At 59.9% G+C, this 12,957-nt stretch carries 12 protein-coding genes; 7 read left to right on the forward strand and 5 right to left on the reverse strand.

Translation table 11 applies throughout. The annotated features are described in order from the left end of the window. Window positions 1-60 precede the first annotated feature (60 nt). From cysG to ACZ1HA_RS08575, 6 genes are all read left to right on the forward strand, one after another. Window positions 61-1,482, forward strand: a complete 1,422-nt coding sequence (gene cysG, locus ACZ1HA_RS08550) for a siroheme synthase CysG (protein WP_472713545.1) — start codon at window positions 61-63, stop codon at window positions 1,480-1,482. After that, entirely contained in the window at window positions 1,483-1,788 is a 306-nt protein-coding gene (locus ACZ1HA_RS08555; protein ID WP_375227473.1) for a DUF2849 domain-containing protein, read from the forward strand. After that, complete coding sequence (locus ACZ1HA_RS08560; protein WP_375227472.1) at window positions 1,781-3,445, forward strand: nitrite/sulfite reductase; 1,665 nt, start codon at window positions 1,781-1,783, stop codon at window positions 3,443-3,445. The genes ACZ1HA_RS08555 and ACZ1HA_RS08560 overlap by 8 nt, the downstream gene beginning before the upstream one ends. Then, window positions 3,435-4,205 carry a phosphoadenylyl-sulfate reductase gene (locus ACZ1HA_RS08565; RefSeq protein ID WP_375227471.1) on the forward strand — a complete coding sequence of 257 codons (771 nt, stop codon included), beginning with the start codon at window positions 3,435-3,437 and terminating at the stop codon, window positions 4,203-4,205. The genes ACZ1HA_RS08560 and ACZ1HA_RS08565 overlap by 11 nt, the downstream gene beginning before the upstream one ends. Continuing rightward, a complete protein-coding gene (locus ACZ1HA_RS08570) occupies window positions 4,202-4,630 on the forward strand; it encodes a DUF934 domain-containing protein (RefSeq protein ID WP_375227470.1) in 429 nt (142 codons plus the stop codon). The genes ACZ1HA_RS08565 and ACZ1HA_RS08570 overlap by 4 nt, the downstream gene beginning before the upstream one ends. 72 nt (window positions 4,631-4,702) lie before the next feature. Then, window positions 4,703-5,551 carry a ferredoxin--NADP reductase gene (locus tag ACZ1HA_RS08575; protein WP_375227469.1) on the forward strand — a complete coding sequence of 283 codons (849 nt, stop codon included), beginning with the start codon at window positions 4,703-4,705 and terminating at the stop codon, window positions 5,549-5,551. 84 nt (window positions 5,552-5,635) lie between these two features. Here ACZ1HA_RS08575 and ACZ1HA_RS08580 read toward each other — a convergent pair whose 3' ends face one another. Next, entirely contained in the window at window positions 5,636-6,400 is a 765-nt protein-coding gene (locus tag ACZ1HA_RS08580) for a translation initiation factor 3 (RefSeq protein WP_375227468.1), read from the reverse strand. A 291-nt stretch (window positions 6,401-6,691) separates the two neighbouring features. Here ACZ1HA_RS08580 and infC point away from each other — a divergent pair, with 291 nt between their 5' ends. Next, window positions 6,692-7,150: a translation initiation factor IF-3 gene (gene infC / locus ACZ1HA_RS08585; protein ID WP_472715306.1), complete on the forward strand. Its 459-nt coding sequence runs from the start codon at window positions 6,692-6,694 to the stop codon at window positions 7,148-7,150. 71 nt (window positions 7,151-7,221) lie between these two features. Here infC and ACZ1HA_RS08590 read toward each other — a convergent pair whose 3' ends face one another. The 4 genes from ACZ1HA_RS08590 to ACZ1HA_RS08605 form a co-directional block, all read right to left on the reverse strand. Further along, complete coding sequence (locus ACZ1HA_RS08590; RefSeq protein ID WP_436399295.1) at window positions 7,222-7,881, reverse strand: hypothetical protein; 660 nt, start codon at window positions 7,879-7,881, stop codon at window positions 7,222-7,224. A gap of 12 nt (window positions 7,882-7,893) precedes the next feature. Beyond that, the gene (locus tag ACZ1HA_RS08595; RefSeq protein WP_436399294.1) at window positions 7,894-9,294 is read right to left on the reverse strand and encodes a selenium-binding protein SBP56-related protein; all 1,401 of its coding nucleotides are present in this window, start codon (window positions 9,292-9,294) and stop codon (window positions 7,894-7,896) included. A 328-nt stretch (window positions 9,295-9,622) separates the two neighbouring features. Beyond that, entirely contained in the window at window positions 9,623-10,414 is a 792-nt protein-coding gene (locus tag ACZ1HA_RS08600; RefSeq protein ID WP_472713546.1) for an FAD binding domain-containing protein, read from the reverse strand. Between the two features lie 110 nt (window positions 10,415-10,524). Next, a complete protein-coding gene (locus ACZ1HA_RS08605) occupies window positions 10,525-12,888 on the reverse strand; it encodes a xanthine dehydrogenase family protein molybdopterin-binding subunit (RefSeq protein ID WP_472713547.1) in 2,364 nt (787 codons plus the stop codon). Window positions 12,889-12,957: the final 69 nt, after the last annotated feature.

Here is a 12,957-nt window from a genome sequence, read left to right on the forward strand (position 1 = left end):
ATGGCAAAATACCGGGAATATTTCCTATATTGAGGCCAAGAAATCAGAGAAAGTCGACCAATGGATCATTTCCCCATCTTTCTGCGTGTCGAAGGCCGGCGCATTGTGTTGTCCGGTGGCGGTGACGCCGCTCTGGCAAAACTGCGGCTTCTGATGAAGTCCACGGGACATATTACGGTCTTCAGCCCGGCACCTGCGCGTGAGATCGAAGACTGGGCCGAACAGGGAAAGCTGCGGCTGGTCCGGCGCGCAATGGCGCCTGGCGATACACTTTGTGCCGCACTCTTTTATGCTGCTGATGAAGATGAGACCGAAGACGCGCGCACCGTCGAAATCGCCCGGGCTGATAGCGCATTGATCAATGTCGTCGACAATCTGCAGGACAGCGAGTTTATCACCCCCGCTATTGTTGACCGCGACCCCGTGACAATTGCCATCGGTACTGAGGGCGCCGCCCCGGTACTGGCCCGTGCGATCAAAGCTGATCTTGAGGAACGCCTGCCGGCGGCACTCGGTCCGCTTGCGCGCATCGGCAAAGGTTTCCGCAAAGTGGCCGAGGCATTGCCGTTCGGACGCGCCCGCCGTGATTTCTGGCGCGACTACTACTTCAATGCGGGTCCGGCCGCGATCAGTGGCGGCGAGCACAAAGTGCGCGAAGGGCTCGACAGCCTCCTGGCCGATCACCTGAACCGTGAAGCCCGCGCCGGTCACGTGCATTTTGTCGGCGCAGGTCCGGGCGATCCCGATCTTCTGACCATGAAAGCACGCCGCGTGCTGGACGAAGCCGACGTGGTGATCCACGACCGTCTGATCAGCCAGCCCGTGCTTGAACTGGCCCGCCGCGAGGCCGTTATGATCGACGCGGGAAAAGAGGGCTTTGGCCCGTCCATGAAGCAGGAAGACATCAACGACCTGATCGTGGAGCACGCCAGACAGGGAGCACAGGTGGTGCGCCTGAAATCCGGCGATGCCACCGTTTTTGGCCGGCTTGACGAAGAGATCGACGCCGTGGACGCGCATGACATCAGCTGGGACATCGTGCCTGGTATCACGTCCGCCTCCGCCGCTGTTGCTGAAATCGGGCAGAGCCTGACAAAGCGCGGCCGCAATTCTTCGGTTCGGTTCCTGACCGGTCACGACACCCGCGGATTTGCCGATCACGACTGGAACACCCTGGCCCGCCCGGGCGAGGTGGCCGCCATTTACATGGGCAAGAAGTCGGCGAGGTTCATCCAGGGCCGTCTGATCATGCATGGTGCGGATCGTCACACGCCCGTGACCATTATCGAAAACGCCTCCCGGCCGGAGCAGCGCGTGCTGGAAACCACACTAGACGCCCTGCCCGCTGCACTGGAAGCCGCGAAAATGGACGGACCGGCGCTCACTTTCTACGGTCTTGCCCCGCGCGAGGCTGCAGCAGCACGCCGCCGCCTTGTTGACACTCTCCCCGAACACTCCATCAGAACGCAGGAGGCGCTTTAAATGGCCCGCGCATTCACCCCCAAAGTTGTTACCGCCAATGATCTTCTCAAAGGCGATGTGATCTATCAGACAGCAGGCGGCTGGACCCGGCTCCTGGCTGAAGCCGAAGTACTTACAGATGAGGCCGACGCTGATCTGCGCCTTATTGATGCCAGCCAGCAGACCGACCGTGTGGTTGGTGTCTATCTGGCGGATGTGGATGCCTCAGGCGACACGCCGAAACCTACCCATTTCCGCGAAGATTTCCGCGCCACCGGCCCTTCCAACTACGCGCACGGCAAACAGGAGGCTCAGGCCCATGTATAATTATACCGATTTCGACGCCGCCTTTATCCAGGAGCGCAATGCTCAGTTCCGCTCGCAGGTTGAGCGCCGCATTGACGGCTCGCTGACCGAGGATGAATTCAAGCCGCTGCGCCTGATGAACGGCCTCTATCTGCAGCTGCATGCCTATATGCTGCGGGTGGCGATCCCTTATGGCACACTGAACAGCCGTCAGATGCATAAACTGGCAGACATTGCCGACCGCTGGGACAAAGGCTACGGCCACTTCACGACGCGTCAGAACATCCAGTACAACTGGCCGGAACTGCGCGATGTCCCTGATATGCTCGACGCACTGGCTGAAGTGCAGATGCACGCCATCCAGACCTCCGGCAACACCATCCGCAACGTGACGGCGGACCATTTCGCCGGCGCATCCGCCGACGAGATCGCAGATCCGCGCCCTGTGGCTGAACTGATCCGCCAGTGGTCCACCGACCACCCGGAATTCCAGTTCCTGCCGCGCAAATTCAAAGTGGCTGTGACGGGCTCGCCCACAGACCGCGCGGTGACAAAGGCGCATGACATCGGCCTGCGCATGGTCGAGCGCGACGGCGAGGCAGGGTTCGAAGTCATCGTCGGTGGCGGTCTGGGCCGCACCCCGATGATCGGCAAGGTGCTCCGGGAATTCCTGCCGCAGGAAGACCTCCTGCCCTACCTGGAATCCATCGTCAGCGTCTATAATGTGCTGGGCCGCCGCGACAACAAATACAAAGCGCGTATCAAGATCACCGTGCATGAAAACGGCCTTGATGACATCCGTGCGCGGGTCGAGGAACGCTTTGCACTGGTGCGCCCGCTCTTTACCGGCGTGGATCAGCAGATGCTGGCCGCCATCGAGAGCGACTTTGCAGCCCCAAAGTTCCGCGAAACGTCACTCGCCGCCTTTGAGAGCGCCTACACCAATGATCCGGTGTTCCGCGCCTGGGCGGATACGAACCTGAACGACCACCGCGCGCCCGGCTATGCCATCGTCTCGATCAGCCTCAAGGCACATGGCAAAACGCCCGGTGACGCGACATCTGAGCAGATGCGTGTGATGGCGGAACTGGCCCGCGAATATGGTCATGATGAACTGCGCATCAGCCACGAACAGAACGTGATCCTGCCCCACGTACATAAATCGGATCTGCCGGCGATCCATGCGCGCCTGAAAGAGGCCGGCCTTGGCACCGCAAACATCGGCCTGATCTCGGACATCATCGCCTGTCCCGGAATGGATTACTGTGCCCTGGCCACGGCCCGTTCCATACCGATCGCTCAGGAAATTGCGACACGGTTTGATGAGCTGAAGCTGGAACATGACGTGGGCCCGCTCAAAATCAAAATCTCGGGCTGCATCAATGCCTGTGGTCACCACCATGTTGGTCACATCGGCATCCTTGGTCTCGACCGCGCGGGCGTGGAAAACTACCAGATCACGCTGGGCGGTGACGGCTCGGAAGATGCGAGCATCGGCGAACGTGCAGGTCCGGGTTTCTCTGCTGAAGAGATCATTCCGGCCATTGAACGTCTGGTTCTCGCCTATCTGGATCTGCGCGATGAGCCCGGCGAAACTTTCCTGCAGACCTATCGCCGGCTTGGCCTCGCGCCCTTCAAGGCAGCCCTTTACCCGGAGACACAGGCCAATGCCGCTTGATCTTCACCCTTCTGTCGCCGGGGCGCAGTCGGAGGCTCCGGTCTCTGACGCGCTGGCAGGCCTGGTTGCTGATCTGAACGCGCAGGTCGCGGGCAAATGCGCCCGCGACGTAATCCGGACGGCTCTGTCCGCGATTACGCCCTTGCGTCTAGTCTCCAGCTTTGGTGCGGAATCGGTCGCTCTGCTGCACCTGGCCGCGGAAGCAGACAGGGACATTCCGGTGATTTTCATCGACACCGAAATGCTGTTTGAGGAAACGCTCACCTATCAGCAGGACATCGCAACCACGCTGGGCCTGCGCAACCTGCGTATCCTGCGCAGCGCCGATGCGGCACAGCGCGACCCGGACGGCCTGCTGCACCGGACCGACCCGGATGCCTGCTGCTCGTTGCGCAAAACAGAACCGCTGCAGGCGGCTCTGGCAGGCAGCAACGGCTGGATCACAGGGCGCAAGCGGTTCCAGAACGGGAAGCGTGCCGCACTGGAGTTTTTCGAGGCCGAACCCGGCACGGACCGTATCAAGGTCAACCCGCTGTCCCGGTGGTCCCGCGCGGATGTGCAGGCATACATCACAGAACACCGCCTGCCCCGGCACCCGCTGGTTGTACAGAATTACCCTTCGATCGGCTGTGCCCCCTGCACCACGCCGGTCGCCCCGGGCGAAGATCCCCGCGCCGGGCGCTGGCGCAACACCGACAAAGACGAATGCGGCATCCATTTCGCCAACGGCAAAGTGGTCCGCCAAGGAGATGAGACATGACAACACTGGTTCAGGACAGCGGCTTTGCTGCAGACGACTGGAACGAAGGTTTTGTGGCACTGGGTGCCGCGAATGACGCCGATGCGCTGGATGTGCCCTCTGACACTGATCCCGCGGACATTCCTCTGTGTGACGGGCTGAAGATGATCCGCGTTGATTTCCCGTCGTCTGCCGACGGGCGCGGTTTTACCATTGCGCGTGCGTTGCGTCTGCGCGGCTACCAGGGCCGGCTGCGGGCAAAGGGTCATGTGCTGGCAGACCAGTATGCCATGGCCCGCCGGTCCGGTTTTGACGAAGTCGAGATTTCTGATGAACTTGCCGCGCGACAACCGGAGGACCAGTGGCTCTTCCGCGCCAACTGGCAGGCGCATCACTATCAGGCGCGTCTGCGCGGTACAGGATCGGCCCCTGCCCCGCGCGGCTGATTGCCGCCTTCCCCAACCCCGAAAATACTTTCTATAAGGAGCGCGCAGGTGTAAGCCTGCGTTGACACATTCATGACCGAGCAGACACCTGTGACCGAAGCTACCGCCGTTAAAGTTCCCACCCTTCCCGATGCGCAGACAGTGACGTCCGTAAAACACTGGACGGATCGTCTGTTTTCATTCCGCGTGACCCGCCCCGCATCGCTGCGGTTCCGGTCGGGCGAATTTGTGATGATCGGCCTGATGGGCGACCCGCACCCCGAAACCGGCAAGCAGAAACCACTGCTGCGCGCCTATTCCATCGCGTCACCGTCCTGGGATGAGGAACTGGAGTTCTATTCGATCAAAGTGCAGGACGGACCGCTGACATCAAAACTGCAGCACATCCAGCCGGGTGACGAGATCATTCTGCGCCCCAAACCGGTCGGCACCCTGGTGCATGACGCACTGCTGCCCGGCAAGCGGCTGTGGTTCTTTGCGACCGGGACAGGCTTTGCGCCCTTTGCGTCGCTGCTGCGCGATCCGCAGACCTATGAGGATTACGACCAGATCATCATCACCCACACCTGCCGCGACGTGGCGGAGCTGGATTACGGGCGCGAGCTGATCGAGAACCTGCGCAAGGATGAAATGATGCTGGAGCTGCTGGGCGAAGAGAACCTGGCCAAGCTGACATATTACCCGACCACGACCCGCGAGGAGAGCCCCAGAATGGGCCGTATCACCAACCTTCTGAAAGATGGCACGGTGTTCGCAGAACTTGGGATCGACGGGATTTCTGCGGAGACAGACCGCGCGATGGTCTGTGGGTCACTGGGTCTGAACAACGACCTGAAAGAGATCCTTGAAGGTTTTGGCCTTGAAGAAGGCGCCAACTCCGACCCCAAACACTATGTGGTCGAGAAGGCCTTCGTCGGCTGATACCGATCAAACGGCACTTAAAAAAAGCGCGCTGTGGGGGACCGCAGCGCGCTTTTCGTTTTCCGGCTATCCGTCCACCGTGGGTTACATGCCCAGTGCGGACCGCAGCTGTTCCAGCGTCGCCTGCAGCAGTTCGGGGCTGTCCTGCGCCTGTTTGACCGCGTTGCTCAGCAGCGCTTTCTGGGTTGCAGCAAGGTCGGAGTTTTCGATCATTTCCTGAACCCGCTCAAAATTGAACCCTTCGGGCGTCAGCAGGCTGGCATCAGGTGCGTCCGCAGCGGGTGTCTCTGTGCCCTCAGTTGCAGAGTCTGCCAGTTCCTCAACAGCCTCCTGCGTGTCGGCCACAGCGTCTTCGGTTGTCGGCGTCACAGCATCTGTGACGGCGTCTGCAGCCTCAGAGGCGGCATCACCAGCCTGATCAACCAGCGATGCGGCACCTTCCGCAACATCACCTGCTGCATCTGTCGCAGCACCCACTGCAGCTTGTGCTGCATCCGTTGCGGCATCGATCGCATTGTCCACTGCCTCATCAGCAGCCTCAACCGCATCTGAAGCGGCATCCGCTGCAGCGTCGGCCGCGTTTTCAGCGGCGTCGGTCGCCGCGTCAACAGCATCCCCTGCTGCATCTGTGGCAGCCTCAACAGCCTCAGTCACGGCATCTGCGGCTTCCCCGGCAGCTTCGGCTGTGTCCTCTGTTGCTTCGGCAGCTTCTTCGGTCACTTCTTCGGCAACCGGTGCAGCTTCTTCAGTGGCCGTGTCCACGACCTCCTGCGGCGTCTGCCCGCTGTAAAGATACCACCCGCCAGCTGCAATTGCGGCGGCAACAATGATCCAGATTACATTTCTCATAGCTTTGCTCCCTCGTAACTCTGCCGGACCAACGCGGCCCGGCTCTGATTGTTCCTGACCTGACAGTTGAGAGATCGGCCAGCCAGCAACAAGGGGGAAATCCGTGCGTTTCGGCGCATATCGGCCCAATTTGCCGCTTGAAGTGCGCCCTCCAGGCGTTTAATTTGCCTTCGCATATTCGCGAACAATCAAAGGACTGACATCATCGCTCGCAGACCACACAACGCGCCGCCGCAACGGGACACCGGCCCGCGCGTAAACGACAAGATCCGTGCTCCTGAAATCCGCCTGATTGGCGCAGATGGTGAAAATGTTGGGGTCGTTACCCCTTCCCGGGCCATGGATATGGCCGATGATGCGGGGCTCGACCTCGTAGAAATCTCGCCAAACGCCAATCCGCCCGTCTGCAAAATCATGGATTTCGGCAAGTTCAAATATGAACAGCAGAAACGTGAGAGCGAAGCGCGCAAAAAGCAGAAGATAATTGAGATCAAAGAAGTCAAGTTCCGCCCGAATACGGATACGAACGACTACGATGTCAAAATGCGCAATGTCTTCAAGTTCCTGGAGAACGGGGACAAGGTAAAGGTCACGCTGCGGTTCCGTGGGCGCGAGATGGCGCACCAGAATCTCGGCCGGGAACTGCTGGAGCGGGTCGCCGAAGACACCAAAGACGCTGGCCGTGTCGAAAACTTTCCCAAGATGGAAGGCCGGCAGATGGTGATGCTGATCGGGCCGCTGCCCAAATAATCGCTCGCAATCGTTGTGATCAGAACGCCCTGTCCCCGGACGGGGCGTTTTTCTTTGCGGGTGAGTCGCGTTCAGTGACCATAGAGCGCTGACCAGATACCGAAGGCTCCCACCAGGATCAGGCTGAGCGCCCAGACCACATCGAGGTTCAGCCAGGTGCGCGACAGAAACCGCAGCCCCAGCCAGACGTAGATGACCGCCGCGATGATACCGCCCGCCACCGTCATGGCCAGCGTGTGAGCCGCAGCAACCGAAAAAGCAGTCACGACATTCCCCTGCATAAGGGTCTGTGCCGCGAGGTGCCCTGTTTCATCCGGTCCGATCGCACAAATGCCAAGGTAGATCGGGACAAGCATCAGCCCCGCGCCATGCGCCATGGCCGCCAGAAACGACCAGAGCGCCAGGCGGGCGGGATGCACGCGCGCCAGTATTTTTGGATGCCTTTGGTTGATCAGCAGGTAGATCCCCATCGCTACCACGATGATGCCCGCGCCCACCCGGATCTCGACCTCCCACTCCACAAGGAAGAACATCAGCGAGAAAGGCAGCAGGATCGCGATCATGGCCAGAAAATGCCCTGCGGCCAGCATGCCGAGCGCGCGTGGCAGGGCACGGGGGTTCTGCTCCATCAGGGCCGCTGAAACAGCCAGAGGCCAGCCCATCCCGGGGTTTACACCGTGATAGATGCCCGAAAAAATGACGGCCCCCCAGAGGGCCGTCAGAGATGTCATGTCAGCAAACACTCAGACCGACGGGTAACAGAAGCTGTCGGTTGAACAATCGCCCCCTTCAAGCCTGATCTGGTGCGACCGCATGCCTTTGGGGAAGTCGATGTAGAAGTCTTTGTTCAGCGTCAGACCCCCGTTTTCTCCCACATCAGCCATCACCATCTGGCCCCCTTCGTCATCCGGATAGAACTGGTCGTCCCATGTGGAATAGAGAGAATTGGTCCAGTACACACGCTTGCCATCGCGGCTGATCTCAACCATCTGCGGTCCGTAGACAAAAGGTTTGCCATTCGGGTGCGGCGTTGCCCGCGCGATTCCGCCAACTTCGACCTTGCCCGCCAGTACAGGGTTCATCGGGTCGGACACATCGTACTGATGCATCTCCCCCAGCCCCCAGCAAGCGACATACAGGTACTTGTCATCAAGGCTCAGGTCGATGTCTGTCACCAGCGGGGGCACGGCTTCGAACCCCTTGAGCAGTGGCGGCAGGTTATCCGGGTTCTCAGGACGCGGATCAATGGTAATGGTCTTTTTCGCCTGCCATTTGCCGTCGTCATCGCGCCACCAGGTAAAAATAGATCCCTGCAGATTTGTCGTGTCGACGACCACACCACAGAACCCATAGGATTTTTTCGGGTCATGTGCGGGTCGGATTTCCAGCGCCATCTGGTGGTTTTCGCCCAGATCAATGGTTTGGATATTCTTGCGCGCGCGCAGATCCCAGAAATGGATGGAATGACCGTATTTGTTGGACAACAGATCCTCGGCCACAACGCCATTTTCGAACTGCGGCGGCAATCCCCATTCAGAACTGACCATGTAGTCCTGGGGCAGGTTCCACCAGAAGTCATAGTGTTTGTCCTGAGGGCCGCGATCCATTTCATACTGGCCGATGATCTCGAACGTCTCGCAGTCCATAATGAAGATACCCGGAGGGCCGTCGGTGCCGTCGGCACCCCCGCCACCAAGGCAGGAGACATAGATGCCTTCGGGGCCGCAGTGAATCGTATGCGGACGCGAATAGCCGGTTTTTGCAAAGAGCTCTTCGGGTTCAATCGTCTTGTGGATATGCGCTTTCAGCGGCTCCTTAACGTCGATCACATAAATCCGCGACGACCGGATGCCCGGCACAATCAGATAGCGCCGTTCCAGGAATGCATGGCCGGACAACGGCGAAAGCGACGACGAACAGGCGTTCCAGCCAAAATGATGAAATTCATCGCCTTTGTTCGGCACGATCACCTGGTGCACGATCTGACCATACGTGTCAGAGCCCGGCTTCAGGTCAACAACAGCAATTCCGTCAGACTGCGAGCCATCCGGGCTCAGCATCACCGTAAATGCATAATTTTCGACCGGCGCCTGCATCGCCAGTTTCGGCGACGGGTAAAATGTCGGATCAGGTCTCAGGTTCATATAATTCCTCCCATGAATCATGTGCCCGTGCGACGGGCTCTGGTGCGGGCCATTAAGGCCTCTGGTTCCGGTAAATGTGCCCCCCACGTTCATGCGGCATCGCTTCTTGCAACCGCGTTTACTGACGTCCGCCGTGGCATCCGTCAATTGTCTGACATTCGCCAGCCCTCACGCAACTTTTGGGAGAAAAGCGCCGCAAATCAAGAAATTTCTGAAGCCGGTTCCGAAAAACCTTCATCAGTCCGAACAGAATTCCGGGCCTGTCAGATTGCGAAAAAGAAAACCCCGCCACAATGGGCGGGGTCAGAACTGTTCAGGACGGGCTTTTTCAGCTGGCGGCTGATACGGCCCGCTTTGTCATCACGCCGACCAGGTGCGCACGATAATCACCGGTGCCATGCAGATCGCTGATCATGTCGCCACCGGAAAGCGACAGACCATCAATTGCACCGGCGGAGAAATCAGCTGACAGGGCGGCCTCAGCCTCCGACCAGCGGAACACGCCATCATTGGACGCACCGGTGACAGCGACACGGACACCATCTGCAAACTTCGCAACGAATACGCCCACAAGCGCAAAACGCGACGCCGGCTGTACGAACTTCTGGTAGTTCGACGCCGAAGGTATCGGGAACCGCACCTCGGTGATGATTTCCCCCTCATCCAGTGCCGTTGTGAACATCCCCTGGAAATAGTCATCAGCTGCAATCTCACGACTGTTCGTGATAATCGTCGCCCCCGATCCGAGTGCCGCGGCCGGATAACAGGCTGACGGATCGTTATTGGCAAGCGAGCCGCCAATCGTCCCGCGGTTACGCACCGCCGGATCTCCGATGTGGCTGGCCAGGGCGGCAAGCCCCGGATAGTGACCCGCAGCCTTCGTTGTGACGGTTGCATGGGTCGTCGCACCGCCGATGGCCAGCCGGCCGTCATCGGTCATGCACACGCCCTTCATCTCGGCAATACCGCCCAGCGACACCAGAACAGAAGGGCTTGCAAGTCGCTGTTTGAGCGTGGGGATCAGCGTCTGCCCCCCACCCAGCGCCTGCGCGTCTTCCCTGCCCATGGCTGCTGCCGCATCCGCAACCGAAGCCGGGCGTTCTACATCAAAATTATACATCTTCTTTCCTTTCCTCAGACCAGAAAACCAGTGTTTCTTCTGGCCAGAAATATCCCGGAGGGCGCGGCCCGGCCCGGGCCGCCGGGGGCTGGCCCCCCGCCCCGTCCTGATCAGCTCTGCATCGCAGCCCAGACACGCGCCGGTGTGAGCGGCATATCAATATGCGTCACATCACGACCCGCCGACTGCAGCGCATCAACGACCGCATTGACCACCGCCGGCGGCGAACCGATGGCCCCGGCTTCGCCGCAGCCCTTAACCCCCAGCGGGTTGTGCGTGCACGGCGTCTGACACGAATGATCCACCCCGAACATCGGCAGGTCATCAGCCCGCGGCATCGCATAATCCATATAGGACGCGCTCAGCAGCTGGCCGTTTTCGTCATAGGCGCAGTTCTCCAGAAGCGCCTGACCAATACCCTGCGCCAGCCCTCCGTGGACCTGACCGGTCACGATCATGGGGTTCACGACATTGCCGAAATCATCGACCGCCGTGAAGGCTTCGATCGTCACCTTGCCGGTATCGGGATCCACTTCGACCTCACAGGCATAGGCGCCTGCCGGATAGGTAAAGTTGGACGGATCGTAAAAGGCCGTCTCCTCCAGCCCTGGCTCCAGATCTTCCAGCGGATAATTATGCGGAACATAGGCTGCCAGACAGACATCCCCCCAGGCCAGGGACTTGTCCGTACCAGCAACAGAGAATTCACCGTCTTTCAGTTCAATATCCGCCTCCGAGGCCTCCAGAATGTGACTGGCGATCTTTTTGGCTTTGGCGATGATCTTCTCGGTAGCACGCACCATCGCGGAGCCCCCGACAGCCAGTGAACGGGACCCGTAGGTGCCCATGCCCATCGGTGCGTTCGAGGTGTCCCCGTGCACAATTTCGACCATGCTCTCATCAATGCCGATCATGTCGGCCACCACTTGCGGGAAGGCCGTCTCGTGACCCTGGCCATGGCTGTGGCTGCCGGTCATAACCACCAGGCCGCCGGTGGCATTCACCCGTACAGTGGCACTCTCATAGAGCCCCGCCCGTGCGCCGAGCTGCCCCACAAGGTTGGACGGCGCAATACCGCAGGCCTCAATGTAGCAGTTCACGCCGAGCCCGCGCAGCCGGCCTTTGGCCTCCGACGCCTGTCGCCGTGCCTCAAAACCACTGAGGTCGGCCATGTCCTCGAGCTTGTCCATCGTAGCCACGTAGTCCCCCGTGTCATACTCGACAGCCACCGGCGTGGCATAAGGGAACTCAGTCACAAAGTTCTGACGGCGCAGCGCAATCGGATCAACACCAAGCTCACGCGCTGCCTTGTCGATCACCCGCTCCAGCTGGAATGTGGCCTCAGGCCGGCCCGCGCCGCGATAGGCATCCACAGGCACGGTATTGGTAAAGACCGCTTTCACGTTCACATAAATGAGCGGCGTCTTATAATTGCCCGCCATCAGCGTCCCGTGCAGCCATGTCGGCACCGAGGGTGCAAACGTTGAGAGGTAGGCTCCCATATTGGCAAAAGTCTCGGTGCGCAGTGCCGTGAAATTGTTGTCCGCATCCAGCGCCAGTTCGATCTTCGTGACGTGATCCCGACCGTGGGCGTCTGACATAAACGCCTCAGACCGGCTCGACGTCCATTTGACAGGGCGGCCACAGGCTTTGGCGGCGAAGGTGCAGAAAGCCTCTTCCTGATAGTGGAAGATTTTGGTGCCGAAACCACCGCCCACATCGGGGGCCACCACCCGCAGCTTGTGCTCGGGAATGCCCAGCACAAAAGCGCCCATCAGCAGACGGATCACATGCGGGTTCTGGCTGGTGGTATACAGCGTATGATCGCCTGTCCCGCGGGCATAATCGCCCACAGCCACACGCGGCTCCATCGGGTTTGCGACCAGACGGTTGTTGACCAGCTCCAACGTCGTAACATGCGCAGCAGCCTCAAAAGCTGCATCCGTCGCCGCTTTGTTTTCCTCGACAAAGCCCCAGTCATAACAAAGGTTTGACGTCAGATCATCATGTACCTTTGTGGCACCATCACCGACAGCCGCCTTCATATCGACAACGGCCGGCAGTTCGGAAATGTCCACATCAATGGCTTCGGCCGCATCGCGGGCCTGTTCCAGCGTGTCGGCAACGACAGCGGCAATCGGCTCCCCCACATGGCGGACCTTTCCGTGCGCCAGAACCGGGTGCTTGGGCTCCTGCATCGGCTGGCCGTGCTTGTCGGTGACCTGCCAGCCACAGGGCATGCCGCCGACGGCCTCGAAATCTGCACCGGTGAAGATTTTCACAACACCCGGCATCGCCTCTGCAGCTGATGTATCGACGCTGTTGATCGTGCCATGTGCCATATCTGAGCGCAGAAAGTACACATGCGCCTGTCCGTGGATGTTGATGTCATCTGTATAATTGCCGGCCCCTGTCAGAAACCGGACGTCCTCGCGGCGCTTTGAGCTTGCGCCAATGCCACTGTCTTTCGGCATGTCATTCCTCCCTGGAATTGCAGCGGATCTGGTCCGCCCGGGGCTTTTCCGCCTGCAGCATTGCCACAG

This window comes from Roseobacter sp. S87, assembly GCF_055693285.1.